Genomic DNA, 26,979 nt, shown 5'->3' on the forward strand with positions numbered 1-26,979 from the left:
CTCCGCTACTTGGACTTCGGCAGCACGCGCGCGGTGACCGTCGCGACCACTCGTTGGTAGCTCGGGCCGACGATTCGCACCCACGCGTCGAGGAACTTCGCGTCCGCGCCGATCAATACGCGCGCCTTGCCCTTTCGCACGCCGTTCACGATCGTCTTCGCGGCATCCTCCGGCGTGGTGCGCGCGAGGTGCTTGTCGAAGAACTGCGCGAACGTCACCTGGTCATCGCCGTCCGGCATGGTGGCGTTGCGGGCGATCGCGGTCTTGATGCCGCCCGGGTGGACGCACGTCACCTTGACCGGATGCTTCGCGATGAGCATCTCCTGACGCAGCGACTCGGTGAAGCCACGGACCGCGAACTTCGCTGCGTTGTAGGCGCTCTGGCCCGGAATCGACAACAGGCCGAACAGGCTCGAGATGTTCACGATGTGCCCGTCGCCCGAGGCGATCACGTGCGGCAGGAACGCCTTGGTGCCGTTGACGACGCCCCAGAAGTCGACGTCCATGACGCGCTCGATGTCCTTGAACTCCGAGCGCTCCACCTCGCCGTGGAAGGCGATGCCGGCATTGTTGTAGACCTGGTGTACCTTCCCGAAGTGCGCGACCACCGCGTCGGCGTAGGCGAGGACCGCCTCGCGCTGGGTGACGTCGAGATGGTCGGACTTGACGTCCGCGCCGAGTGCCTCGACCTGTCGGACCGTCTCCGCCAGACCGGTCGAATTCATGTCGGACAGAGCGAGTTTCGCGCCCTGCCCGGCGAGGTTCAACGCCAGTGCCCGGCCGATGCCCGACCCTGCGCCCGTGATGACGCAGACCTTGCCCCTGAACTCGCTCACTGTGCTGCCACCTTGTCGTCGTCGTGATCGGTCAGTTCGGCTTCGATCGCGTCGGCCGCCGACGTCCGGACCGCGACCGCGGGAACCGGCAGGTCACCGGCCGCGACACTGCGGTAGGCGCCCAGATCGAACTGCTTGGTCATGTTCCGGAACTCGAACGTGAAGCCCGGCCACAGCGTCGTGTTGTTGCCGTGCTTGTCGAGATACCAACTGGCGCAACCGCCGTTGTTCCACACGCTGTTGGACAGCTTGGCCTGCACGTCGCGGTTGTACGCGTCCTGCGCGTCCTTGCGGACCTCGATGGTGCCGATGTCGTACCGCTCGATCACCTTGATCGCGTCGACCACGTAGTTCACCTGCGACTCGATCATGAACACCATGGAGCTGTGGCCCAACCCGGTGTTGGGGCCGACCAGGAAGAACATGTTCGGGAAGTTCGCGATGGCCGAACCCTTGTAGCCCTGCTGGCCGCCGTCGTCGAAGGTCTGCGCGAGCGAGCGCCCGTCCTTGCCGAAAATGCCTGCGAACGTGGGGGAGTCGGTGACGTGGAAGCCCGTCGCGACGACGATCGCGTCGACCTCGCGCTCGGTGCCGGTGCCGTCGACGATCGAGTTTCTGCGGACCTCGGCGATGCCGTCGGTGACGACGTCGACGTTGGACTGCGCGAGCGCGGGGTAGTAGTTGTTGGAGATCAGCATCCGCTTGCAGCCGATCTGGAAGTTCGGGGTGACCTTGCGGCGCAGGTCCCGGTCCTTGATCTGCCTACGCAGGTGGCGTTCGGCGGCGAACTGCAGCGGCTTCATGAAGATCGGGGCCTTCGCGAGGCCGACGACCTGAGACTCGCGCATCCAGTAGATGCCGGTGCGGCACAGCTTCTGGAAACCCGGCACGTACTTGAACGCGAGATGCTCGGCCTTGGTGTACTCGCGGTCGGCGCGCGGCAGGATCCACGGCGCGGTGCGCTGGTACACGTCGAGATGGGCGGCCTTCGCGGCGAGTTGCGGCACGATCTGGATCGCTGAGGCGCCGGTGCCGATCACCGCGATCCGCTTGCCGGCCAGGTCGGCGTCGTGGTTCCACTGTGCGGAGTGGAAGATCTCGCCCTCGAAGCCCTCGATGCCGGCGATGTCCGGCAGCGACGGCTCGCACAGCGCGCCGACGGCGGCGACGACGATCTTCGCCTCGAACTCGCCCTTCGACGTCTGGATCTCCCAGCGCGCGGTGTCGCCGTTCCAGCGCGCGGAGTGCACCTCGCAGCCGAAGATGTGCTTGTCGAGGACGTTGTACCGGCGGGCGACCGAGGAGATGTAGTTCTGGATCTCGGGCTGCGGCGAGAACGATCGGGTCCACTCGGGGTTGAGAGCGAACGAGTACGAGTACAGGTGGGAGGGGACGTCACACGCGGCGCCGGGGTACGTGTTGTCCCGCCAGGTCCCGCCCACGGTGTCACCGCGCTCGAGCACGACGAAGTTGTGCTTGCCCTCCTGAACCAGCTTGATAGCCGCGCCGAGGCCGGCGAAGCCGCTGCCGATGATCAGTGTGTCGACCTGGCGCGGGGTCGCGGCCCGGGCGGAAGTATCTGTGACTGGAAGACTCATGTAAGGGAGACTAGGGCGTTGTTGATCGGGGGTCAATAGCTAATTGACTTCGATTCAGTAAGGTGAGGGCTCATGGACGTCGTCAAACGCACACGGCTCAGCCCCGAGGAGCGGCGGGCGCAGCTGATCGATCTCGGTGTGCGGATGCTCGCCGAACGGTCGCTCGAACAGATCTCCGTCGAGGACATCGCCGACCAGGCCGGCGTGTCCCGCGGTCTGCTGTTCCACTACTTCGCGTCCAAGCACGACTTCCATGTCGCCATCGTGCGCCACACCAGCGCGGATATGCTCGCCCGCACCGCCCCGAATCCGGAACTCGAGCCCATCGAGATCCTGCGCGACGCCATGGCGTCGTACGTCGACTACGTCTCCGACAATCGCGACACCTACGTCTCGCTGCTTCGGGGGACGGCCAGTGGAGACCCCGACATGCGAGAGGTGTTCGAGGCGACCCGCGCCGAGATGGCCCGGCGCGTGATCGACCAGCTTCCGAAGCTGGGGATCCACCCCGACGCCAGGATGGAACTGTCGGTGCGCGGCTGGCTTGCCTTCGTCGAGGAGGCCACCATCACCTGGCTGCGTGCGCCGAAGATAACCCGTGAGGAACTGATCGAACTCCTCGTCACCGCGCTGCCGGCGGTCGCACTCAGCGCGTCGGCCGCTGCGACGCTGCTCGGCGACTGACGGACTCCTCGCGTTTCGCGCACTTGTCGCGGTCTCGGGACGTCCTGGCTCGCGCATTGCGCACTTGTCGCGGAGTGCCCGCAACGACACCGGCCCGCCCACTCCGGAAGAGTGGGCGGGCCGGTTCGTCTCAGCCTGTCAGCCGATCAGGCAGGTCACTTCGTGGGCGTGAACGCCGCGTCGATGATCTCCTGCTGCTCGACCGCGTGGACCTTGCTCGAGCCCGACGACGGCGCCGACATCGCACGCCGCGAGACGCGCTTGATGCCTGCCAGCTTCTCCGGCAGCAGCTCCGGCAGGGCCAGGCCGAGGAACGGCCATGCACCCTGGTTCGCCGGCTCCTCCTGGACCCAGAAGAACTCGTTCACGTTCGGGTAGCGGTCCAGCGTCTCCGCGATGCGGCGGCGCGGGATCGGGTACAGCTGCTCGATCCGGACGATCGCGACGTCGTCGCGGTTCTCCTTCTGCTTCTTCGCCAGCAGCTCCCAGTAGATCTTGCCGGAGGTCAGCAGCACGCGCTTGACCTGGGTGCGGTCGCCGCCCTGGGTGTCGTACGACGGCTCCTCGAACACCGAACGGAACTTGCCGGTCGTGAAGTCCTCGAGGTTGCTGACCGCAGCCTTGTTGCGCAGCATCGACTTCGGCGTGAACACCACCAGCGGGCGGCGGATGCCGTCCAGGTGGTGACGACGCAGCAGGTGGAAGTAGCTGGCCGGGGTCGACGGCATCGCGACCGTCATCGAGCCCTCGGCACACAGCTGCAGGAACCGCTCGATGCGACCCGACGTGTGGTCCGGGCCCTGGCCCTCGTGGCCGTGCGGCAGCAGCAGCACGACGTCGGACAGCTGGCCCCACTTGGCCTCACCGGACGAGATGAACTCGTCGATGATGGTCTGCGCGCCGTTGACGAAGTCGCCGAACTGCGCCTCCCACAGCACCAGGGCGTCGGGGTTGCCGACCGAGTAGCCGTACTCGAAGCCCAGGCCCGCGAACTCGGTGAGCGCCGAGTCGTAGACCATGAACTTGCCGCCGTTGTCGGCCTCGTTGGCGAGCTCGGCGATCGGGTTGTACTCGTCGCCGTTCTTGCGGTCGATCAGGACCGAGTGGCGCTGCGTGAACGTGCCGCGACGCGAGTCCTGACCGGCCAGGCGCACCAGGGCACCCTGCTCGGCCAGCGAACCGAATGCGAGCAGCTCGGCGAACGCCCAGTCGACGTGGCCCTCGCGGGACATCTCGTGGCGCTTCTCGATGACCGGCTTGACGCGCGGGTGCACCGTGAAGCCCTCGGGGACGTTGACGAACGCATCGCCGATGCGGGCGAGCGTGGCCGCGTCGACCGCGGTGGTCAGGCGGGCCGGCGGGGTCTGGTCGAGCTCGACCGACTCCGACGGTTCCGGCTTGAACTTCTCGAGCTCGCGGACCTCGTTGAACACCCGCTCCAGCTGGCCCTGGTAGTCGCGCAGGGCGTCTTCGGCTTCCTTGAGCGAGATGTCGCCGCGGCCGATCAGGGCCTCGGTGTAGCTCTTGCGGACGCTGCGCTTGGTGTCGATCAGGTCGTACATCGCCGGCTGCGTCATCGACGGGTCGTCGCCCTCGTTGTGACCGCGACGGCGGTAGCAGATCAGGTCGATCACGACGTCCTTGCCGAACTTCTCACGGAAGTCGACCGCCAGCTGCGCGACCCAGACACAGGCCTCGGGGTCGTCGCCGTTCACGTGGAAGATCGGCGCGCCGATCATCTTCGCGACGTCGGTGCAGTACTCGGACGAACGCGAGTGCTCCGGGGCGGTGGTGAAGCCGACCTGGTTGTTGACGACCACGTGCACGGTGCCACCGGTGCGGTAGCCGCGCAGCAGCGCCAGGTTCAGGGTTTCGGCCACGACACCCTGGCCGGCGAACGCGGCGTCACCGTGCAGCATCAGCGGCATGACGGTGAAGCCGTCCTGGCCCTTGTCCAGGATGTCCTGCTTGGCGCGGACCAGGCCCTCGAGGACCGGGTCGACCGCCTCGAGGTGCGACGGGTTCGCGGTGAGCGAGACCTTGATGTCGTTCTCGCCGAACATCTGGATGTAGGTGCCCTCGGCGCCCAGGTGGTACTTCACGTCGCCGGAGCCGTGTGCGGCCGCCGGGTTCATGTTGCCCTCGAACTCGGTGAAGATCTTCGAGTAGGGCTTGCCGACGATGTTCGCCAGCACGTTCAGGCGACCGCGGTGCGGCATACCGATCACGACCTCGTCGAGGCTGTGCTCGGCGGCCTGGTCGATGATCGCGTCCATCATCGGGATGACCGACTCGGCGCCCTCGAGCGAGAAGCGCTTCTGGCCGACGTACTTGGTCTGCAGGAAGGTCTCGAACGCCTCGGCGGCGTTGAGCTTGCTCAGGATGTACTTCTGCTGCGCGACGGTCGGCTTGACGTGCTTGGCCTCGACGCGCTCCTGCAGCCATGCCTGCTGCTCGGGCTCGAGGATGTGCGTGTACTCGACACCGATGTGGCGTGCGTACGCGTCCCGCAGAATCGACAGGACGTCGCGCAGCTTCATCCGCGACTGGCCGTGGAAGCCGCCGACGTTGAACTCACGGTCGAGGTCCCACAGCGTCAGGCCGTGGCTCGTGACGTCGAGGTCCGGGTGGCTGCGGAACTTGTCCTTGACGAACTGCAGCGGATCGGTGTCGGCCATGAGGTGGCCGCGGTTGCGGTACGCGGCGATCATCTCGAGCACGCGGGTGCTCTTGTCGACAGCGCCCTCCGGCACGTCCTTGCGCCAGCGGACCGGCTCGTAAGGAATGTGCAGCGAGTGGAAGATCTCGTCGTAGAACTCGTCGCTGATCAGCAGGTTGTGGATCGTGCGCAGGAAGTCGCCGGACTCGGCGCCCTGGATGATCCGGTGATCGTAGGTGGAGGTCAGCGTCATCAGCTTGCCGACGCCCATCTCCGCGATACGCTCGTCGCTGGCGCCCTGGAACTCGGCGGGGTACTCCATGGCACCGGCGCCGATGATGGCGCCCTGGCCCTGCATCAGGCGCGGCACGGAGTGCACGGTGCCGATGCCACCGGGGTTGGTCAGCGAGATCGTGACACCGGAGAAGTCCTCGGCAGTGAGCTTGCCGTCACGCGCACGACGGACGATGTCCTCGTACGCGCCGTAGAACTGCACGAAGTTCATCGAGTCCGTGCCCTTGATCGCCGCGACGACCAGTGAGCGGCTGCCGTTCTTCCCCGGCAGGTCGATGGCGAGACCCAGGTTGGTGTTCGCGGGAGTGACGACGTTCGGCTTGCCGTCGATCTCCGCGAAGTGGCGGTTCATGTTCGGGAACGCCTTGACCGCCTGCACGATCGCGTACCCGAGGATGTGCGTGAACGAGACCTTGCCGCCGCGGGTACGGGCGAGGTGGTTGTTGATGACGATGCGGTTGTCGAACATCAACTTCGCGGGGATTGCGCGGACGCTGGTCGCGGTCGGGATCGTGAGCGAAGCCGACATGTTGCGGGCGACCGTTGCGGCCGCGCCACGCAGAACCTGGTTGGTGTCCTGGGTGGGGGCTTCCGCCTTCGGAGCAGCAGCGGGCTTCGGGGCGACGGTCGGCTTGGGAGCAGGCGCGGGAGCCGGAGCCGGAGGCGGGGTCGCCGCCTTGGGTGCGGGAGCAGGCGCGGGAGCTGCGGCAGGCGCCGGAGCCGCGGCACCGTTCGCGGCCTTGGTGGCGACATCACCGGCGCTGAGCGCCTCGCCGTTCCCGGTCGCATTCGCCGCGTCGGGCGAGTAATCCGTCAGAAACTCGTGCCAACTTGCGTCCACGGATGAGGGATCATCCTGGAAGCGTTGGTACATCTCGTCAACCAACCACTGGTTCTGTCCGAACTGGGAAGTAGAGCTGCTGCTCACGGCAGGTGTTCGCCTCGTTTCTTTCTTCGGTACCCGATCAGAGCGCCTATACACATGAGGCTAGCCTCCGCGCGTCGAGCTCGGGCATCCGGTCCGTCGCGTGTCGGCTGTCTCACATTGTTGCGATGGGATCACCATCGATGACGGTTCTCGTCGACGAATTATTCCCCTGTTCGCGCTCGGCTGCATCACAGAGTTGTGCGTAATGTCCACCCGCCCGCCGAAGGGCGTCGTGACCTCCGGTTTCGACGATTCGGCCCTTGTCGACGACAACGATCAGATCGGACTGTGCGGCCGTCGCCAGGCGGTGCGCGACCACGACCGACGTGCGCCTTCGAGTGACCATTCGGTTCGATTCGAGGACCATCCGCTCGGTCGCCGGATCGAGTGTCGCGGTCGCCTCGTCGAGCAGCAGGATGTCCGGGTCGACCATCTCGGCGCGGGCGAGCGCGATCAGCTGGCGCTGGCCCGCCGACAGCCCCTGCCCGCGTTCCCCGATCGGCTGGTTCATGCCACCGGGCAGGGCGGCGATGGTCGGCAGCGCGCCGACCGACCGGGCGGCGGCCTCGATCTCCGCGCGGCTCGCGTCGGGCCGCCCGTACGCGATGTTGCTCGCGACGGTGCCGGTGAACAGGTGCGCCTCCTGCGGCACGACGCCGAGGCGGCCGCGGTAGCCGTGCAGCGGATAGCGCCGCAGATCCTCGTCGTCGACCCGGACCGAGCCGGACGTCGGATCGTAGAAGCGGGCGAGCAGCTTGACGACCGTCGACTTGCCGGCGCCGGTGCGGCCGACGAGCGCGACCGTCGTGCCGGCTGGGATGTGCAGGTCGATGTCGCTCAGCGCGTCGGAGTCGGCGCCCTGGTAGCGGAAGGTGACGTCGTCGAAGGCGACGTCACCGCCCAGGTGGCCCCCGACGGGGACCGTGTCGCTCGGGTCGGCGGTCTCGATCGAACTCGGGGTCGCGAGCAGGTCCGCGATCCGGCGCAGGCCGACGTCGGCCTGCTGGTAGCCGTCGAACACCTGCGACAGCTGCTGGATCGGGCCGAACAGCAGACCCAGGTAGAGCACGAAGGCGACCAGGGTCCCGGCGGTCGCGGAGCCGTCCGCGACGCGCTGGGCGCCGACGAACACGACCGCCGCGAGCGCCAGGTCGGACAGCAGCGTGATGAACGGGAAGTACACCGAGATCGCGCGCTGGGAGCGCATCCGGCTGCGGCGGTAGCTATCGGCGCGTTCGGCGAACCGGCGTGCGGCGAACTCCTCGCGGCGGTACGCCTGGGCGGCCCGCAGGCCCGCGATGTTCTCCTGGAATTCGGCGTTGACCAGCGAGATCCGCTCCCGGGACACGCTGTAGGCGGCGCCGGAGACGCGTCGGAACACGAGGGTCGCAACGGTCAGTGGGAGCAGCGCCGAGAGCGCGACGACGGCCAGCGTCACGTCGGTCACGAGCAGTGCCACCGCGATCCCGGCGAGGGTGAGCAGCGCGACGACCGCGGTGGACAGGCCTGTCTGGATGAACGACGACAGCGCGTCGACGTCCGTGGTCATTCGCGTCATGATCCGGCCGGACAGTTCGCGCTCGTAGTAGTCGAGGCCGAGTCGTTGCAGGTGCGCGTAGCTGCGCACCCGCAGCCCGAACAGCACCCGTTCGCCGGCCCGCGCCGTGATGACGGTGAGTATCGCGACGACCAGCCAGCCGATCAGGGCGAGTGTGGTGCCGACCGCGGTGGCCGCCCACAGCGGCCCGTAGTCGCCCGGGGCCACGCCGTGGTCGATCGCGTACCGCACGATCGACGGGAACGTGATGCCGATCAGCGAGTCCAGCGCCAGGCACACCACGACACCGGCGAGCAACCAGCGGACCGGATGCAGGAGCCGGCCCAGCCGGAACTCGGAGTCGTCGCGGCGCAGTCGGGCGGTGTCGGTGTGCGGGTCCTCGTCCGCCGGGGGAAGCGCGTCGACGGCTCGTTTCAACTCCGGCGTCGCGGCCACCCCGCCGAGCGCGCCGGCCATGTGCCCGCCGCCCCCGTGCCCGCCGCCGCCGTGACCAGCCGGGCCTCCGGGCCGGCCGGCCCGGCCGGTGGCGCTGCCGTCGGCGTCCGCGTCGGTCTCCACGTCCGGCCACAACTGGGCCTCGGTCGGCTCGGCCACCGGGACCGCGCCGTCCGTCGGGGTGTCCTGCGGATCCGGCGCGGACAGCAGCGTCCGGAACAGCGGGCACCGCTCGTCGAGTTCGTCGACGGTGCCGATGTCGACGACCCGGCCGCCGTCGAGGACCGCGACGCGATCGGCCAGGGTGAGCGTCGAGCGGCGATGAGCGAGGATCAGCGTCGTGCGGTGGCGCCCGTCGCGTAGCGCCTCGAAGATCGCGGCCTCGGTGCCCGCGTCCACCGCCGAGGTCGCGTCGTCGAGGATCAACACGCGCGGATCGACGAGCAGCGCGCGGGCCAGTGCCACGCGCTGACGCTGCCCGCCCGACAGCGTCAGGCCCCGTTCGCCGACGACGGTGTCGTAGCCGTCCGACAGTGCCGAGATGAACTCGTCGGCCTGTGCGAGCTTGGCGGCGATGCGGATCTCCTCGGCGCTGGCGTCGGGGCGACCGAGCGCGATGTTCGCGGCGATCGTGTCCGAGAACAGGAACGGTTCGTCGAACACCAGGCCCACCGCTTCGCGGAGTTGTTCCGCACGCAGCTCGGCGACGTCGAAGGATCGGCCGTCGCTCGTGAGCGAGACGGTCCCGGAGCCGGGCGTGTAGAAGCGGGGCAGGAGCAGCGAGAGCGCGGTCTTGCCGGACCCGGCCGGGCCCACGACCGCGACGGACTCGCCCGGCGCGATGGCCAGGTCGAGGCCGGTCAGGACGTCCCGGCCCTCGTCGAACCCGAAAGCGACGTCATGCAGTTGCACCCCGAGCGGGCCGTCGGGGAGGTCGATCGGGTGCGCCGGATCGGAGACGTCGGGCTCGGTGTCGATCACCTCGTAGACCCGCTCGACAGCCGCGCGCGACAGCTGGGCCATGATCACGACCTGGGACAGCGTCCGGGTGGCCGCGGTCATCGTCGCCACGTATGTGGCGAAGGCGAGGAAGGTGCCGACGGTGATCGATCCGTGCAGCGCGAGCCAGCCGCCGAGCGCGATCACGCCGACCAGCCCGAGCTGGGGGAGCGCCGCCATCGACGGTGCGAATCGGGCGTTGACCCGTGCCGCGCGCATCCGTTCGGCGTACAGGGTGCGTCCCAGGCCCTCGAGCTGATCCACCGCGCGGGACTCCTGCCCGAAGCCCTTGACCACACGGACGCCGGTGACGGTCTCCTCGACGTGCTGGGCGAGGTCCGCGGCGCGCTGCTGCGCCGACCACGTCGCCGCGAACAGCGTCGGCCGCACGAGGTAGACCACGAGCCCCACGGCGGGCACCACGACGAGAGCCACCACTGTCAGGAGCGGCGACAGCCACGCCATGATCACCAGTGCGAGCGCGAACTGCAGCACGACACCGGCCGACATCGGCACCATCGCGAGCAGGCCCTGCACCAGTTGCAGGTCGGTGATCGAGCGGGACACCACCTGCCCCGTCCGGATCTGGTCCTGGCCGCGGCCGTCGAGACGTTGCAGCGAGCCGAGCAGCCCCAGCCGAATGTCGTGCTGGACATCCAGCGACAGCCGGCCGGCGAGCATGCGGCGTCCGTACTGGCAGCCGAAGCGCACGCACGCGAGGGCCGCGATGAGCGCCGCGATACCGGCGATGACGTCGGTGGCGGTGGATTCGCCGCTCGACGCGGCGTCCAAGGCAACCTTCGTCAGCAGTGGGAACACGATGTCGATGACCGCGGCGATCACCGTGACGGTGAGCGCGCCGACCGCCGTCCGGCGGTGGTTCCAGCACTCGGCGCCGAGTCGTCGAATCCAGCCGCGGCGACCGTCGGCCACCGATGTCGCGTCCTGTGTAGCCATCGCGATCAACGGTAGTCCGTGGTTCGGACAAGCCCGGACAAGCCCGGACAAGCCCGGACAAGCCCGGACAAGCCCGGACAAGCCCGGACGGCTCAGGTGATGTCGCGGGTGCGGGTCGCCCACCAGCCGAGGCCGCCGGCAGCCGCGGCCCACAGGATCAGGCACAGCAGCGACAGCGCGGTGTTCGGTGCCGACGCGAGGCCGCGGTCGTCGACGATGCCGATGAACGCGCTCACGGTGACCGAGCCGGGCAGCCACTGGCCGACGGCATCGAGATGGAGTCCCGCCAGGATGGCCCGGACGATTCCCTCGCCCATCACGTACCAGACGACGATCGCGACGGTGCTCGCGATCGACGACGCGGTCAGCAGTGCCAGCCCGGCTCCGATGAGGGCCCACAGCGCCGAGGCGAGCAGGCCCACCGCGAGGACCGCGATCATCGGACCGTTGATGCGGACGTCGTCCGACCCGGTTACGAGCAGCACCGGGACGCAGACGAGTTCGATGGCCAGGCAGTACAGGAGCCCGAAGAGCGCGCTGACCAGAAGCTTGGCGGCCACGACGTGGTCGCGACCGCGGGTGGTGAGAAATGTCGTCGTGATCGTGTTGTGCCGGTACTCGGTGCCGGCGTTGACGGCGCCGAACAGCGCCGCGAACACGAATACGAGTGCGAGCGCGACCAGGAGTCCGATGGCGCCGGCGGCGGTCCTCACTCCTCGGTCGTCCGCTTCGTCGGCGATCGCGGAGATGAGCGGGAGGCTGATCGTCCCGGAGAACAGGCCGACGACCAGCGGTGCGAGGCCCAGCGCCCACCAGAACTTCAGGGTGGTGACCTTGCGGAACTCGGACAGCAGCAGGTTGGTCGTCACTGGCCGACTCCATTCGTTCCGGGTCCGTGGCCGGGTGGCGTTCCGTAGCCGGACGGAGGTCCGTGGCCGGGCGGTGGGGCGTAGCCGGGTGGCGTTCCGTAGCCGGGAGGCGGCCCGTATCCCGGGGGCGGACCGTACTGGCCTGTCGGAGCGGCTGGACCGGGCGCCGCGAACTGTCCCGAGGTCATCGCCAGGAACACCTGCTCGAGGTCCACGTTCTCGGTGGTGGCGCCGAAGACGGTGACGTCGGCGTCCGCGGCGATCCGCCCGACGGTGACCGCATCCGATCCGGCGATGGCGATTCGGCCGTCCGGTAGGTGCCGGACGTCGGTGTTGCCGGTCGAGGCGAGTGCGGTCGCCAGGCGCACCGGGTCGGAGCAGGCCACGAGGAGGCGGGCACTGTTGGCCGCGCGCAGTTGGTCCATCGAACTCTGGTGGACGAGGACGCCGCGGCTGACGACGACGACGTGGTCGATCATCTGCTCCACCTCGCGGAGCAGGTGGCTGGAGATCAGCACGGTGCGGCCCGACCGGGCGAACCCGACGAGGAATTCGCGCAGCCACGCGATGCCCTCGGGATCGAGTCCGTTGGACGGTTCGTCGAGCACGAGGACCTGCGGGTCGCCGAGTAGAGCCGTCGCGAGGATCAGGCGTTGGCGCATGCCGAGCGAGAACGTGCCGGCTTTGCGGTCGGCGGCCTCGGTCAGGCCCACCAGGTGTAGCACCTGCCGGGCGCGGTCGTCGGGCACACCGATGGCGGACGCGTACACCCGGAGATGGTCGAGCGCGGTGCGTTTCGGGTGGATCCCGCGGGCGTCGAGCACGGCGCCGACTGCGCGGGCCGGCTCGGTGATCGCTCCGAACGGGACCCCGAGCACCGTCGAAGTGCCCGCGGTGGGCCGGACGAGCCCGAGCAGCATCCGCAGGGTCGTCGTCTTCCCGGACCCGTTGGGGCCCAGGAACCCGGTGATCGAACCGTGCGGAACGGAGAAACTCAGATTCGACACGGCCTGAACCGATTTGAACTGTTTGGTCAACCCGTACGCCTCGATGGCGGCGGGTGGGCCGGTCGGTACGCCTGAAATCACTGATCCCCCCTCGATGTCAGTCGAGTGAGACTAGCGGAGAGACCGATCGGTCCGGGCTGCGCCCGACGAATGCCGCTGCGGCGGCATCGGGCGCAGCCCGTCCGGCCTACTTGTTCAGCAGGGCCTCCATCTGGGCGATCTCGGCCTGCTGGCTCGACACGATCTGCTGCGCCAACTGCCGCACCTGATCGCTCTCACCGGTGTTCAGGATCTGCTCCGAACTGGCGACCGCACCCTGATGGTGTTCGATCATCATCTCGATCCACATCCGGTCGAACTCGGGTCCGGTCGCGTTCTCGAGGGCCTGCATCTGTTCGGCGGTCATCATGCCGTGGCCGCTACCCTCCATCCCCGGCATTCCCGGGGTGCCCATCGGCATGCTGGTCATGGGGCTGCCGTGGTCCATCTGTCCGTGATCCATGCCGCCGGCGGTGGTCTCGCTCGGCTCCGGCACGCCCCACGCCTTCAGCCACCCCTCCATCTGTTCGATCTCGGGTGCCTGGGCCTTCTCGATCTGGGCTGCCAGCGCGACAACGTCCGGGTTGCTGCTGCGGCTGGGAACGAGTTGGGCCATCTCGATCGCCTGCTCGTGGTGCGGGATCATCATCTGCACGTACGCCACGTCGGCCTCGTTGTGGGCACCGCCCTGCTCGGTGCCGGATGCGCCGGCCGTCGTCGTGACCGCGGTGCCGGTCGAGGTGTTGTCGTTGGACTCGTTGTTCGCGCACCCGACGACGAGGGTGACCGCGGCAGCTGCGGCGCCGATACCGACGAGCATTCGTTTGGTGTTCATGATCTGTGCTTTCTGCGTGAGTGATTCAGGGGACCGGACTGCGGCCGGAACGGCTCGGTGCCGCGCCGCAGTGGCCCTGTCACACCCGCAGGATGCACAGAGAGGACAGAAATTCGGACGTCGTCGGAGCGAAGGGCGGTGCGCGTCCGGCTCGCCGCGCGGGACCCGACGCGCGATGGATCTGCACGCGCTGCGCCCGAGCGGTCCTGAGCAGCAGCCACACCACCAGGGCCAGCGTCGCGGCCAGCAGCACCGCCAGGCACATGTGGAAGCCGAGGTGGTTCAGCGGGTGTGCGGGTTCGTGGTCGGGTGCCGGGGCCGTGTCCATCGGAGAACCGGTGCCACCGGACGCGTGCTCCGCTCCGTGACCGCCGCCGGCGGTGGCCATGGAGACCGTGGAACTCAACGGCGCGGTAGTCACGTGATGCATCGCGAGGATGCCGAACAGGAGCGCACACAGAGCCGCGAAGCGGGTGATCGACGCTCGAACCTGCCCGGCCATGGATTCAACTGTACCGACCGGGAGGATGCGTTCAGCGGCGCAGGAAGGGCAACACTTCGGCGAGGAATTCGCTGGGGCAGTCCAGCTGCGGGCAATGTCCGCAACTGGGGATGATCGCGATCCGGCGGTCCGCGGTGACGGCGATCCGCCGGGCCGCCCGCGCAGGCGTGAGGAGATCGTTCGCACCCCACAGCAGCAGTGCCGGCACTGCGAGGTCGTCGATCATCGCCGGTATCGGCAGGTCGGCGATCTCCTGGATGACGACACGGCCGAGGGCGAGCAGGTCGGCCACCTGTCGCTTGGTGGCGTAGTGCTGCGTGTAGTCGGCGCGCACGCGTGCGTCCGCGCGGCGGGGGTGTCGCAGTGCGGCACCGGCGTAGACGGCGCCGATCATCTGCTGGACGTACCGGTCGGGGACGGGCCCGGCGAGGACACGCGCCACCCGGTCCATACGCAGTTGGGTGCCGCGCGTCCACGACCGCGGGATCCGGGTGATCCCCGGCATGTCGGACAGGACGACGTCCGCGACTCGGTCCGGTCGGGCCGACGCCCACGCGAGCGCGGTGACGGCGCCGAGCGAGTTGCCGATCACGCTGACGTTCCCGGACTCGCCGTCGGTGAGTGCGCTGAGGGTCTCGACGTAGCCCTGGATGAGCGGCTCGCGCCAGGTGCCCGCGCTGCGCCCGAATCCGGGCAGGTCCACGACGAGGACACGGAAGTGCCGAGCCAGCGTCGGTGTCACCTTCTGCCAGGTGCCGCCGTGGTCCGAATAGCCGTGCAGCAGAACGACGGTGCGATCGCCCGATCCTGCGGACAGGACGTGGAGACCATCGTGACGTTCGGTTCGCACGGCGATCCTCTCGTCGGGCCGGCCGGTCAGGACCGGGCGCTGCGTGGCTCACGTGGCGGCGGGACGACGTGCAGCCGCGCACGGCCGACCGTCGTGGCGAGGAGATCCGGCCAGACCGCCGGAGCGGGGCCGAACGCCTCACGTGCATTGTCGATGACCCCGCGGCCGATCGCGCGGTTGCCGGCACCGCCGATCACCGCGCCGACCCCGGCGGGGAGCAGTTTGCCCAGGATGAGGGCACTGCGCTTGGCGGCATACTTCGTGACGAACTTGCGCACGAGGGAACTGTTCATCGCCCTCATCGTCCCGGGCGGGATCCGGCCGGTGACGAGCCGGGCCCAGTTGGTGGCGGTCAGGCCGGTGGCCCGCTCGACGATCTCCATGCCCGATTCGCCGAGCGCGACGGCCAACACGAGCGCACGGCGCTGCTGGTGGTCGTGCGGGGAGATCCCGTGGACGGACGCGATGGCGAGGGTCAGCAGCGCCGACGCCTCGAGGAAGAACGCGGTCTCCGCGCCGACGGCGGCGATCGATGCCGCGGTCCCGACGGCCGGCACCGCGGCGGTGGCGCCGACGGCGCTGCCGCTGCTCGTCACCGCGGTCAGGAACATCTTCTCCATCCGCTCGACGATCTGGGCGGGCGTGTCCTGTGGGTGGGCGCGTCGCACCCGCTCGACGTACCTGACGACGGTCGGTGCCTGCAACCGGCTCGCGTTGTCGAGCACCGAGACGATCGTCGATTCGATCCGCCCCTGCTTCTCGGCCATCCCAGTCCTCATCTCGGTATCCCGTTTCCGGCGTGCGGGGTCCGTGTCCGACTATATGGAACCCGGGCGGGTGACCCCGGAATTCCCAGGCAGGGAGGGATTGCCGTGGGGAGGCCGGTGTGCGGTCCGCGACTCCGAGGCGCGCGGTTCAGGCGCGCTGGGTGGTGGCCCAGTGTGTCAGTGGCACAACCTCTTCCGGGCGCGGTGGGTGCGGCGGACTGCCGTCGCCGAAGGGGTGCCCGCCGAGGGCCTCGCGGTTGTGCGGCTCGAGCCAGTGCGACAGATCGGGTCCTTTCGGGACGATCTGCGTCGGATTGATGTCCTTGTGGACGATGTAATAGTGCTGCTTGATGTGGGTGAAGTCGATCGTGTCCCCGAAACCGGGCGTCTGGAACAGATCCCGCGCGTAGTTCCACAGCACCGGCATTTCCGACAGCTTGCTCCGATTGCACTTGAAGTGTCCGTTGTACACGGCGTCGAAGCGGGCGAGCGTCGTGAACAGCCGGACGTCGACCTCGGTGATGGTGTCGCCCACGAGGTATCGCTGGGTCGACAGGCGTTCGGTGAGCCAGTCGAGGCGTCCGAACAGTTGGTCGTAGGCGTCGTCGTACGCCTCCTGTGAGCCGGCGAAGCCGCAGCGGTAGACGCCGTTGTTGACGTCCCGGAACACCAGGTCCGCAACCTCGTCGATCTTGTCGCGCAGGTCGTCCGGGTACAGGTCGGGTGCGCCTTCGCGGTGGTACTGCTTCCACTCGGTCGACAGGTCCAGCGTGATCTGCGCGAAGTCGTTGGTGACCACCTGGCCGGTCGCGATCTCGACGATCGCGGGCACCGTGATGCCGCGAGGGTAGTCGGGATAGCGGGCGAAGTATGCGTCCTGCAGACGGGGGATCTTCAGGACCGGGTCGACGCCGCCGGGATCGAGGTCGAAGGTCCAACTGCGCTCGTCGTGGGTCGGTCCGCAGATTCCCATGGACAGAACGTCTTCCAGACCGAGGAGTCGCCGCACGATGATCGCCCGGTTGGCCCACGGGCACGCGCGGGCGACGATCAGGCGATACCGGCCCGGTTCGACGGGGTAGCCGTCGCGCCCGTCGGCGGTGATCCGCGTCGGGATGTAGTTCATGTCCCGGCTGAACTGTTCGCCCGTTTCGACGAAGCTCGCGCCGACGTCCGCCGGGCGGGACCCGTCGCGGGTCTCGGTCGTGGGTTCAGTGCCGTTGTCACTCATCGCGCATCAGCTCCGTGTGTCGCCCCCTTTCACACGGTACTGGGCGCCACCGCGATCGACACGTACGTTCCGAGTTCCTCGAATCCGAGACCGGCCGCCAACCGACGGGACGCGATGTTGTCGCGGTGCGCGCGCCACTGGGGGATCAGGCCCGCGTCGAGGGCGTCGTTGGTGGCGAGTCGGGTTGCGGTGGCCGCGAACCCGCGCCGACGGGCGGGCGGGGCGGTGAGTGCGCCCATGTCGGCGATGATCCCCTGCCACTCCGCGTAGCCGGCGGAGGCGAGCGGGCGGTGCGCGTCGTCGACGACGGTGAACCAGTTCGCCTTGGTTCGCAGCCCCGCCTCGGCGACGTCGTCGGGAGGGCACGCCGCCTCGAGTGCCAGGACGTGCTCGAACTCGTGCGAGACCAACGGCTCCTCGACGGCGATGCCCTTGCCGAAGTCGCCGGCCCAGCCCAGCTCGACCGGTCCGGAGCTCCGCCCGGAGTGGTCCTTCGCGAGCGCGAGCAGGCCACCGGATCGGGCGAGCTCCTCGTCGGAACACGACCGCGCGCGTTCCACCGCCCACGCGGGGCCCACCAGCGCGCCCGCGCCGGCGATCGTCACGAAGCGAATGCGGTCGTCCGCGTCGTCGATCCGGACGTGGCGGCCCGCGGAATCGTCGAGCGCGCGATCGGTGAGGCCGAGTTCCCGCGCCCACGCGAGTCGGATGATGTCGATCTGATGGCCGTCCACGTCGTCAACGGTAGTGCGGTGCCCGGGCGGCGACGCCGACCGGATCGCCTCGTCCGGGTATCGATGCCGCCCCGTCGGCGTACCGTCGAATCTGCAGGGGCTCGAGGGAGTGGGGCGGACCATGTCACCCACCGCACGGAGCAAGGTCGGCAATCTGCCCTCCGCGCTGACGACGTTCGTGGGACGCCGCCGCGAGGTCCAGGCGACCAAGCGATTGCTTTCCGAATCCCGGTTGCTGACGTTGATCGGCATCGGCGGAGTGGGCAAGACGCGGCTCGCGCTGGAGGCCGTCGGTAGCGTGCACCGTGACTTCCCGGACGGGGCGTGGCTCGTGGAGCTGGCGGAGGTGCACGAGGCGGACCTCGTCCCGGACACGGTCGCGGCGGTGTTCGGGTTGCACGACATGGCCAGCCGTTCGCCGACGGACCTGCTGGTCGAGCATCTCGCCGGTCGAGACCTACTGCTGGTCCTCGACAACTGTGAGCACCTGGTGGATGCGGTCGCGAAGCTCGTCGACGTGCTGCTGCGCGAATGCCCGGGGTTGCGTGTCCTCGCGACGAGCCGTGAGCCGCTCGGCGTGGGAGGCGAGGCGCTGTTCCTGGTCCAACCGCTACCCGTCCCGGATCCGACGGCGCCGCCCACCCTGGAGGCGCTGCCGCGATACGAGTCCGTGAACCTGTTCGTCGACCGCGCCCGCACCGTGGTCCCGGATTTCGCTGTCACCGAGGACAATCGGGCGGCGATCGCCCAGATCTGTCACCGGCTCGACGGACTGCCGCTGCCGATCGAGCTGGCGGCCGCGCGCATGCGGGCGCTGTCGGTGGAGCAGATCCTGCAGCGGCTCACCGATCGATTCCGGTTGCTCACCACCGGCAGTAGGGTCGCCCCTTCCCGCCAACAGACGCTGCGCCTGAGCGTCGACTGGAGCTACGAACTGTGCACCCCGGAGGAGCGTCGGTTGTGGAGTCGGCTGTCGGTGTTCACCGGCGGCTTCGAGCTGGACGCGGTCGAAGGTATCTGTGAACACGCCGCCGGAACGGGGATGGTGGTGGACCTGGTGGCGTCGTTGGTCGACAAATCGATCCTCACCGTCGAGGAATCCGGTGCGGCCGTCCGATACGGGATGCTCGAGACCCTGCGCGACTACGGCCTGGAGAAGCTCGACGAGATGGGCGAGCGCACGGAGTGTCGGCGTCGACACCGGGACTGGTACCTCGGTCTCGCCGAACGTGCCGACGCGGAGTGGATCGGTCCTCACCAGGTCGACTTGATCTCGCGGCTCACTCGGGAGACTGCGAACCTGCGCGAGGCGCTGAAGTTCTGTGGGCGCGAGGCGGGCGAGGGCGCGCGCGGGGTACGGATGGCGACTGCTCTGTTCCCGTTCTGGTTCTGCCAGGGAATGTTCGGCGAGGCGCGGCGCTGGCTCGCCCGCGGACTCGCGGCATCGGACGAGCAGCCCGAACCGGTGCGCGTCACCGCACTGTGCGTCGCCAGCCATCTCGCGGCGATGCAGCAGGACTTCGTGGACGGGGCCGAACTCGTCGGACGGGCGGAGCGGCTCGCGGCGGTCATGGGCGATCCGGCCGTCGACGCGATGGTCGCCCAGTCCGCCGGCCGGCAGGCGCTCTACCGGGGCGACTTGGGGGCGGCGCTCGAGTTCCTCGAGGGGGCGGTGGCGCCGCTCCGGGAGCTTCCGAACCCCCACCGATTGATCTGGGCGCTGCAGGCTCTCGGCCTCGTCGCTGGGATGACCGGTGACGTCGCCCTCGCGCAGGCCTGCCACGAGGAGGTCCTCGCGATCACTCGGGCGCGCGGCGAGTGCGAGTACCGCGCCCGGTCGAGCTACCTGCTCGGGCTCACGCTGTGGCGGCAGGGCGCTCACGATCGGGCCTCGGCGGTGCTGAACGAGGCACTGCCGCTGACCGGATTGGTGGACGACCACTACGCGGGTGCGGGTTGTCTCGAGACGTTGGCGTGGGGTGCGGCCGCCGATCGGCAGGGGGAACGGGCCGCGGTCCTGTCCGGTGCGGCGGAGGCGCTCCGGCAGGCCATGGGCGTGCCGCCCGTCCTGATCCCGACCATGTTGGCGTGGCACGAGGAGTGCCGCAGACAGTGCCGCCGGATCCTCGGCGACCGCGCGTTCGAGGTGGCTTTAGCGAAGGGGGCCGAGCTGACCCTCGCCGAAGCGGTCGACTACGCGCTCGGCCGAAGGGACGCCCTCAGCCCGTCGCGGGCCGACATGGAGGCGCCGACCGCGCCGATGCGGATCGTGACGCCGTCGGCCGAACCCCCGGCCCTCACCCGCCGTGAGCGTCAGGTCGCCGACCTCGTCGCGCGTGGGCTCACCAATCGGGAGATCGCCGAGACACTCGTGATCTCGCAGCGGACGGCGGAGGGTCACGTCGAGCGGGTACTCGCCAAGCTCGGGTACGGGTCGCGTGCGCAGATCGCGGCGTGGGTCGCCGAGCAGCGCCACGAATCTACGCCCTGAGCTGCAGAAATCGCCCTTCGAGCGGGCCGGGAAACGAACCGTACGTGCGGTGTTACAGCACAAACCACGTATGGATACCGGTATATCGACCGTCGCGTGGACCGGGTGCGGGCCGCGAGTCTGTGATCGGACACCCCAGATGCCACGAGACGAGGTACCCGATGCGTGCACAGACACAGTTCCACCCCACGATTGATCGACGGTCGGGTGTCGGGCCGTCGTGGCGGGAGTTGGAGCTCGGCGGGCAGTCGGTCGCGTACGGGGTGGCCGGGCGCGGACGCCCGGTGGTGTTCCTGCACGGTTTCGGGCTCACCCACCGCACGTACGCGGGGGCTATCGAACGACTCGCCGCCACCGGGGCGCGCGTCTACGCGCCCGCGTTGCCGGGGTTCGGCGGCACCGACCCCCTGTCCTCTCAGCGGCTCGGTTTCGGCGAGTACGCGCGGTGGGTGGGCCGGTTCCTCGACACCGTCGGCGTCGACGAGCCGGTCACCGTGGTCGGGCATTCGTTCGGCGGTGGGGTGGCGCTCGCATCGGCGCACGACCTCGGCGATCGAGTCTCGGAACTGGTGCTCGTCAATTCCGTCGGCGGCGGTGCGTGGGCGCCGAGCGGGGCCGTGCGCGACATCCGGCACCGCCCGCTGTGGCGATGGGGCGTGTCCGCAGCCGTCGACGCCGTCCTGACCGGCACTCCGGTGTCGGCGATGGCGGCGATCGCGGGGGACGCGTTGCGCAACGTGGTCCGCGGTCCGGCCGAGTTGTGGCGCATCGGTGAACTGGCGCGGACTGCGGATCTGCGGGTGGAGGCCGATCGGATCGCCGAGCGGGGCTTGCCCACCACCCTGTTGTGGAGCCGGGGCGACACCTTCATTCCGCACGCGAGCTTCGAGTCGCTGCGCAACGCGCTGCGCGACCCGCGCGTGCACCGGGTCGCCGGCTGCCACGGTTGGCTGATCGGCAACCCGGACGCTTTCGGCCGGGCGGTCACGGAGATCTTCGGCTCGGTGACCGCCCCCGCCGCGTGACCGCTACAGCCCCAGATCGCGGCCGACGAGTTCTCATGATCTCGTTCGAGCCCGCCCAGATCTTCGTCACGCGCGCGTCCATCCAGGCGCGAGCGGCGCGGTACTCCTTCATGAAGCCGTAGCCGCCGTGCAGCTGGACGCAATGGTCCAGGATCTCGTTCTGCACCTGCGCGCTCCACCACTTGGCCTTCGCCGCGTCGATCGCGGTGAGCTCGCCGGCGTCGTGCGCGGCGACACAGTTGTCGACGTACGCCTGCGTGACGTCCAGCTTGGTGACCAGTTCCGCGATGAGGAACTTGTTCCACTGCATCTGGCCGATCGGCTGACCGAACGCCTTGCGCTCCTTGGCGTACTCGATGGTCTCCTCGAGGATCGGGCGCGCGTGCGCGAGGTTCGCGACCGCGGCACCGATCCGCTCCTGCGGCAGGAGCTGCATCATGTGGATGAACCCGCCGTCGAGCTCGCCGATCATGTTTGCGCTCGGCACCCGGACGTTGTCGAAGAACAACTCGGCGGTGTCGGATTCGGGCTGGCCGACCTTGTCGAGCTTGCGGCCGCGCTCGAAGCCTTCGGTACCGGCCTCGACCGCGAACAGTGTGATGCCGCGCGCCTTCTTCTCCGGGCTGGTGCGGGCCGCGACGACCACCAGATCGGCGCTGTATCCGTTGGTGGTGAAGGTCTTGGAACCGTTGATGATCCAGTCGTCGCCGTCGCGCACCGCGGTGGTCTCGAGCGCCGCCAGGTCGGAGCCACCGGACGGTTCGGTCATGCCGATCGCGGTCACCATCTCGCCGGAGCAGAACTTGGGCAGCCAGCGCTCCTTCTGCTCGTCGGTGGTGAGCTTGACGAGGTACGGCGCCACGATGTCGTAGTGGATGCCCAGGCACGAGCTGAAGGCAGCGCTCGCGCGGGCGAGTTCCTCGCCGAGGACGGCGTTGAAGCGGTAGTCGCTGCCGCCGTACTGCTCGGGCACCTCGAGGCCGAGGAAGCCGTTGCGCCCGGCCTCGAGCCACACCTCGCGGTCGATGTACCGCTGCATACTCACGGGTAACTTAGGGCTCGCCGTCGTGCGGTCCGGTCCGGAGTCGGTTGTGGCACGCTGTCGCCATGGCAGCAGAATCCTCCACGCCCCCGCGGCCTACGCGGCTCGAACGCTCGACCACCGGAGCCGGTGCCGAGATCGCGATCCTCACGCTCGACCACGGGCCGCTGAACCTGTTCGACGGTGCCATGTTCGATGCCGTCACCGCCGACGTCGCCGCCCTGACTGCACGACCGCCGCGCGCGGTTCTGGTGCGAGCCGAGGGCAAGGTCGTCTCAGGCGGGGTCGACGTCCACGTGTTCGACGGCCTCGCCCCCGACCAGGGCGCCGCGCTGTGGGAGTCGTTGTTCGCGCAGATCTGCCACCCGCTCGAGGCGTTGCCGTGTCCGGTGGTGTTCGCGGCTCACGGACTGACTCTCACCGCGGCATTCGAGATCGCGCTCGCGTGTGACCTGGTCGTTGCAGCGCCCAAGGCCCGGTTCGGCCTCGTCGAGACCGTCGTCGGGTTGACGCCCTCGATGGGCGGCCCGCAGCGCCTCGCGGAACGAGCGGGTTCCGGCCGGGCCCGCGAACTGGTGATGACCGCGGACCTGTACGACGCCGCGACCCTGCGTGACTGGGGTGTCGTCAACTACGTGTCCGAAGACGTCGACGCCGACGCTCGGGCGCTCGTCGCGAAACTCGCGGACGGGCCGACGCGGGCGCACGCGGCGACCAAGCAGATCGTCGGGGCGTGGCGGTCGGGCGGCGTCGCGCACGCGGACTCGGTCACCCCGGGGGTGTCGGGCGCACTGTTCGGCACCGACGACCTGCGGGGTGCGGTGCGCTCCTTCCTCGACGTCGGACCGGGGCACGCGACGTACACCGGGAAGTGACAGCGCGCAGACCGCGCGGTTCGTCCCGCGCCGATGTGACGGGGGTCATATAGTCGTGGCGAACACGACTCGGTGGAGGTGGCTATGGCGTCACTGCTGGAGTACCCCGTCGCGGACGGTCTGTCGCGTGACGATCGGATGGTGCGCTGCGCCGACGGTCTGCTGCGCTACCGCGGACTGACGTCGTGCCTCACCGAGCTTCTCGACGTCGCGGCGCATCGTTTCGCGGGGTCCGAGGCTGTCGTCGACACCGCTGTCGGCGCGCGGTTGACGTATGCGCAGCTGTGGACGTCGGCATCCCGGGTGGCCGGGGGCCTGCTCGATCGAGGTGTCGGCATCGGCGACCGGGTCGCGATCCGGATGCCGAACGGCGCTCGGTGGGTGGAGGCGTTCCTCGGCGTCCTGCTCGCGGGCGGGGTGCCGGTGCCCGTGCATCCCGGGTACCCGGACGCGACGGTGCGTCACATCCTTTCGGACAGTGGTAGCGACCCGGTGCTCGGCGAGGACCTGCCCACCGGGACCCCGTTCATCGACGACGGTGCGGCACTGAGCGATTCGGCTCTCCTCTTCTACACGGGCGGTACCACGGGGATGCCCAAGGGCGTCGAACTCTGCCACGAGAACGTGCTCTCCACGATCGAGGCCGTGGTCCGATCGTGGGGTTCCGACGCGGACGGCGCCCGGCACGCCATCGCGCTGCCGCTGAGTTCCGCGTCGGCGTGCGTCCTGCAGTTGCTTCCCACCCTGGTCTCCGGTGGGACGGTCGTCCTCGCCGCCGAGTTCGACAGTGAGACCCTGCAGCATGCGATCGACGTCGAAGGCGTCGAACGACTTTCGGTGCCCGGCCGATTGTCCCGGGAACTGGCACGCGCGTCGGCCGGCTCGGAATCGCTGCGGTTCCTCTCGCTCGACGACGAACTCGTGTCCGAGGCGACGCTGGATCGCCTGCACCGACAGTTTCCTACCGCCGACATCGTGTCGGGCTGGGGGATGACCGAGACCGGCGGCGCGGGCATGGTCCTGCGGACGGCTCCCGCGGCGGGCCGGCTCGAACTGCCGCACGACGGAATGGAGTTCGCGGTCTCGGGCCCCGAGATCGATGCGGGCGTGGGGGAGCTGTGGTGCCGCGGCCCGAGCGTGATGCGCGGGTACTGGGGTGATCCCGCGGGCACGGCCCGCACCACCGCGGGTGGCTGGCTCCACACCGGCGACGTCGTGCGGATCGAACCCACCGGGGACATCCGGTTCGTCGGCCGAGCCGCGGAGGCGGTGGAGATCCCGCGCGGCGTGGTCTACAGCCGCGAGATCGAGGAGGCCCTGCTCGACTGCCCCGGTGTGGACGAGGCGGTCGCGGTGGGGGTCATGACGCCCCGTGGGCCCGATCTGGGCGTGGTCGTCGTGCCCGAGCCGGGTGTCACGCTGCGCCTCGACGCGGTTCGTGATTTCCTCGACGAGCCGCTCGGCCACCGCCTGCCGCGACGACTGTGCGCGAGTGCGACGGTGTTGCCGCGCAGTGCCACCGGACGAATCGACCGTCGGTCGGTCCGTGCGTGGCTGGAGGATTCGTGTTCCACGACGAAGGGAAGTGTCGATGTCGGATGAGGTTCTGCTCGAGCGGCGTGATCGCGTACTGGTGATCACGATCAACCGCCCGGACGCGCGCAATGCGATCAACGCCGCGGTGAGCCGTGGCCTTGCCGCGGCGGTCGACGAACTGGACGCCGACGACGGGCTGTCGCTCGCGATCCTCACCGGCGCCGGCGGGAACTTCTGCGCGGGTATGGATCTCAAGGCATTCGTGGCGGGCGAGAACGTCGTCACCCCCGGCAAGGGGCTGGGGTTCACGGAGGCGCCACCGCGTAAGCCGATGATCGCGGCCGTGGAGGGCTACGCGCTCGCCGGCGGCACCGAACTGGTCCTCGCCACCGACCTGGTCGTGGCGTCGCGGGCGGCGAAGTTCGGGATCCCCGAGGTCAAGCGGGGGCTGGCGGCCGGCGCTGGTGGCCTGCTGCGGCTGCCGCAGCGGATCCCGTACCAGAAGGCGATGGAGTATGCGCTGACCGGAGATTCGTTCACCGCGGAGGAGGCTGCCGCGTACGGGTTCGTCAACACCCTCACCGAACCAGGCGAGGCTCTCGCGGGCGCGCTCGCTCTTGCCGACCGCATCACCGCCAACGGGCCGCTCGCGGTGGCGAAGACGAAGGAAGTGATCGTCCGATCCGGTCAATGGTCCGCGGACGAGGCGTTCGCCCGCCAGCTCGAGGTGATCGCCCCCGTGTTCGTCTCCGAGGATGCGCGCGAAGGTGCCACCGCCTTCGCGGAGAAGCGTGCACCCATGTGGAAGGGGCGCTGAGGGGATGACTGCGACACCGCTCGCGGAACTGCACATGCACATCGAGGGTGCGCTCGGACCGGAGCTGATCTTCGCGCTGGCCGAACGCAACCGGATGCATCTTCCGTACAGCGGACTCGCCGACCTCGAATCCCGCTACGAGTTCACCGATCTGCAGTCGTTCCTCGACCTGTACTACGCGAACATGGCGGTGTTGCGGACGGCCGAGGATTTCGCCGACCTCACCCGCGACTACCTGCGACGGGCCGCCGCGGCGGGAGTGCGGCACGCGGAACTCTTCTTCGATCCGCAGGCGCACGTGTCGCGGGGCGTGCCGCTGCAGGTGGTGCTCGACGGGATCCTCGACGCGCTGGCCGCGAGCGAGAGCGAGCTCGACGTGAGCAGCGGGCTGATCGCGTCGTTCCTGCGGGACGAGCCCGTCCACGACGCGGAGGAGGTGCTCTCCGAGATTCTGCGGCTGCGGGCCCCGATCATCGGTGTCGGGCTCGATTCTGCGGAGGTCGGCTATCCGCCGACGCTGTTCGAGGACGTGTTCGCGCGCGCCCGGGCCGAGGGTCTGCACGTTGTTGCGCACGCCGGTGAGGAGGGCCCGCCCGAATACATCTGGCAGGCACTGGATCTGCTCGGCGCCGAGCGGATCGACCACGGCGTGCGTTGCCTCGAGGATCCGGCCCTCGTGGAACGGCTGGTGGACGAGGAGATTCCGCTGACGGTGTGTCCGCTGTCGAACGTTCGTCTGCGCGTGGTGGATTCGATGGACGAGCATCCGCTGCGCACGATGCTGCGCGCCGGGCTCCGGGTGACCGTCAACTCCGACGATCCGGCGTACTTCGGCGGGGACATCGGAGAGAACTTCGCGCAGTTGCGCGATCGGCTCGCGCTCACCGACGACGAGGTGGACCTGCTGGCACGCAACTCGATCGAGGCATCGTTCGCGTCCCCTGCCCGCAAGGCGGAGTTGCTGCGCGGGTAAACGGGTTCGCAATCCATCCGCACGGGCCGGTGCCCGCCCCCGACGAGGGGCGGGCACCGGGGCGGAAGGTGGTCAGCGTCGTGCGGTGACCAGCTTGACGAGAAACAGGAGGACGATCGAGCCGAACAGGCACGTGAAGAAGCTGAAGATCAGACCGCCTCCCTCGACGTCGAGAAATGCGCCCAGGATGAAGCCGCCGATGAGCCCGCCGATTACTCCCACGAGGATGTTGAGGAGAATGCCCATCTGTTCGTCGGTCTTCATGATCTTGCTGCCGATCCAGCCCGCCAGACCACCGATGATGATCCAACCGAAGATTCCGAGAGATAGCACGAATGCTCCTTTCGTTCAGAAACACCGAAGAACAGTCATTGGGCTCTTCCCTTCTTCGCCGGGGCAGACCCGCAGTGGTGTATTGCCCAACTGGGCTGTGCTCAA

At 69.0% G+C, this 26,979-nt stretch carries 20 protein-coding genes and 1 pseudogene; 7 read left to right on the forward strand and 14 right to left on the reverse strand.

All coding sequences use genetic code 11. From position 1 onward, the window contains the following. Positions 1–5: 5 nt before the first annotated feature. The gene (locus ACQ5DX_RS05420) at positions 6–836 is read right to left on the reverse strand and encodes an SDR family NAD(P)-dependent oxidoreductase (protein WP_430331651.1); all 831 of its coding nucleotides are present in this window, start codon (positions 834–836) and stop codon (positions 6–8) included. Beyond that, positions 833–2,434, reverse strand: coding sequence for a flavin-containing monooxygenase (locus tag ACQ5DX_RS05425; RefSeq protein ID WP_430331652.1), 1,602 nt, complete (start codon positions 2,432–2,434; stop codon positions 833–835). Before ACQ5DX_RS05425 ends, ACQ5DX_RS05420 begins: the two co-directional genes overlap by 4 nt. A gap of 72 nt (positions 2,435–2,506) precedes the next feature. Between ACQ5DX_RS05425 and ACQ5DX_RS05430 the strand changes: the two genes are divergently transcribed. After that, positions 2,507–3,118, forward strand: a complete 612-nt coding sequence (locus ACQ5DX_RS05430) for a TetR/AcrR family transcriptional regulator (protein WP_430331653.1) — start codon at positions 2,507–2,509, stop codon at positions 3,116–3,118. 155 nt (positions 3,119–3,273) lie between these two features. Here the strand turns inward: ACQ5DX_RS05430 and ACQ5DX_RS05435 are convergent, their stop codons facing one another. From ACQ5DX_RS05435 to ACQ5DX_RS05480, 10 genes are all read right to left on the reverse strand, one after another. Further along, the gene (locus ACQ5DX_RS05435) at positions 3,274–6,999 is read right to left on the reverse strand and encodes a multifunctional oxoglutarate decarboxylase/oxoglutarate dehydrogenase thiamine pyrophosphate-binding subunit/dihydrolipoyllysine-residue succinyltransferase subunit (RefSeq protein ID WP_430331654.1); all 3,726 of its coding nucleotides are present in this window, start codon (positions 6,997–6,999) and stop codon (positions 3,274–3,276) included. Between the two features lie 112 nt (positions 7,000–7,111). Then, complete coding sequence (locus tag ACQ5DX_RS05440) at positions 7,112–10,948, reverse strand: ABC transporter ATP-binding protein (protein WP_430331655.1); 3,837 nt, start codon at positions 10,946–10,948, stop codon at positions 7,112–7,114. A 92-nt stretch (positions 10,949–11,040) separates the two neighbouring features. After that, positions 11,041–11,817, reverse strand: a complete 777-nt coding sequence (locus ACQ5DX_RS05445) for an ABC transporter permease (protein WP_430331656.1) — start codon at positions 11,815–11,817, stop codon at positions 11,041–11,043. Continuing rightward, on the reverse strand, positions 11,814–12,905 hold the full coding sequence (locus ACQ5DX_RS05450; protein ID WP_430331657.1) for an ATP-binding cassette domain-containing protein: 1,092 nt from the start codon (positions 12,903–12,905) through the stop codon (positions 11,814–11,816). The genes ACQ5DX_RS05445 and ACQ5DX_RS05450 overlap by 4 nt, the downstream gene beginning before the upstream one ends. A 106-nt stretch (positions 12,906–13,011) precedes the next feature. Next, positions 13,012–13,698, reverse strand: coding sequence for a DUF305 domain-containing protein (locus ACQ5DX_RS05455; RefSeq protein WP_430331658.1), 687 nt, complete (start codon positions 13,696–13,698; stop codon positions 13,012–13,014). A gap of 79 nt (positions 13,699–13,777) precedes the next feature. After that, positions 13,778–14,200: a DUF6153 family protein gene (locus ACQ5DX_RS05460; RefSeq protein WP_430331659.1), complete on the reverse strand. Its 423-nt coding sequence runs from the start codon at positions 14,198–14,200 to the stop codon at positions 13,778–13,780. Between the two features lie 31 nt (positions 14,201–14,231). Continuing rightward, positions 14,232–15,050 (reverse strand): alpha/beta fold hydrolase, encoded by an 819-nt coding sequence (locus ACQ5DX_RS05465; protein WP_430331660.1) that lies wholly within the window; start codon positions 15,048–15,050, stop codon positions 14,232–14,234. A gap of 26 nt (positions 15,051–15,076) precedes the next feature. After that, complete coding sequence (locus ACQ5DX_RS05470) at positions 15,077–15,817, reverse strand: hypothetical protein (protein WP_430335550.1); 741 nt, start codon at positions 15,815–15,817, stop codon at positions 15,077–15,079. 148 nt (positions 15,818–15,965) lie between these two features. Next, positions 15,966–16,943 (reverse strand): glutathione S-transferase family protein, encoded by a 978-nt coding sequence (locus tag ACQ5DX_RS05475; RefSeq protein ID WP_430335551.1) that lies wholly within the window; start codon positions 16,941–16,943, stop codon positions 15,966–15,968. A 134-nt stretch (positions 16,944–17,077) separates the two neighbouring features. Further along, positions 17,078–17,782 (reverse strand): GNAT family N-acetyltransferase, encoded by a 705-nt coding sequence (locus tag ACQ5DX_RS05480; protein ID WP_430331661.1) that lies wholly within the window; start codon positions 17,780–17,782, stop codon positions 17,078–17,080. A gap of 121 nt (positions 17,783–17,903) precedes the next feature. Here ACQ5DX_RS05480 and ACQ5DX_RS05485 point away from each other — a divergent pair, with 121 nt between their 5' ends. Both ACQ5DX_RS05485 and ACQ5DX_RS05490 read left to right on the forward strand, forming a co-directional pair. Beyond that, positions 17,904–20,273 (forward strand): ATP-binding protein, encoded by a 2,370-nt coding sequence (locus tag ACQ5DX_RS05485; protein WP_430331662.1) that lies wholly within the window; start codon positions 17,904–17,906, stop codon positions 20,271–20,273. 161 nt (positions 20,274–20,434) lie between these two features. Beyond that, entirely contained in the window at positions 20,435–21,298 is an 864-nt protein-coding gene (locus tag ACQ5DX_RS05490; RefSeq protein ID WP_430331663.1) for an alpha/beta fold hydrolase, read from the forward strand. 3 nt (positions 21,299–21,301) lie between these two features. Here the strand turns inward: ACQ5DX_RS05490 and ACQ5DX_RS05495 are convergent. Beyond that, a pseudogene (locus tag ACQ5DX_RS05495) lies at positions 21,302–22,334 on the reverse strand (acyl-CoA dehydrogenase family protein); the annotation flags it as partial. A gap of 71 nt (positions 22,335–22,405) precedes the next feature. Between ACQ5DX_RS05495 and ACQ5DX_RS05500 the strand changes: the two are divergent. The 4 genes from ACQ5DX_RS05500 (at position 22,406) to ACQ5DX_RS05515 (ending at position 26,541) form a co-directional block, all read left to right on the forward strand. Continuing rightward, positions 22,406–23,215 carry an enoyl-CoA hydratase/isomerase family protein gene (locus ACQ5DX_RS05500; protein WP_430331664.1) on the forward strand — a complete coding sequence of 270 codons (810 nt, stop codon included), beginning with the start codon at positions 22,406–22,408 and terminating at the stop codon, positions 23,213–23,215. A gap of 84 nt (positions 23,216–23,299) precedes the next feature. After that, on the forward strand, positions 23,300–24,817 hold the full coding sequence (locus ACQ5DX_RS05505) for a class I adenylate-forming enzyme family protein (protein WP_430331665.1): 1,518 nt from the start codon (positions 23,300–23,302) through the stop codon (positions 24,815–24,817). Further along, positions 24,807–25,568, forward strand: a complete 762-nt coding sequence (locus ACQ5DX_RS05510; protein ID WP_430331666.1) for a crotonase/enoyl-CoA hydratase family protein — start codon at positions 24,807–24,809, stop codon at positions 25,566–25,568. The genes ACQ5DX_RS05505 and ACQ5DX_RS05510 overlap by 11 nt, the downstream gene beginning before the upstream one ends. Before the next feature lie 4 nt (positions 25,569–25,572). Then, positions 25,573–26,541: an adenosine deaminase gene (locus ACQ5DX_RS05515; protein ID WP_430331667.1), complete on the forward strand. Its 969-nt coding sequence runs from the start codon at positions 25,573–25,575 to the stop codon at positions 26,539–26,541. 72 nt (positions 26,542–26,613) lie between these two features. On the opposite strand, the gene ACQ5DX_RS05520 is transcribed toward ACQ5DX_RS05515, so the two are convergent. Beyond that, positions 26,614–26,874, reverse strand: a complete 261-nt coding sequence (locus ACQ5DX_RS05520; RefSeq protein WP_430331668.1) for a GlsB/YeaQ/YmgE family stress response membrane protein — start codon at positions 26,872–26,874, stop codon at positions 26,614–26,616. Positions 26,875–26,979: the final 105 nt, after the last annotated feature.

It is taken from the genome of Rhodococcus sp. ACT016, from assembly GCF_050477185.1.
GTDB lineage: Bacteria > Actinomycetota > Actinomycetes > Mycobacteriales > Mycobacteriaceae > Prescottella.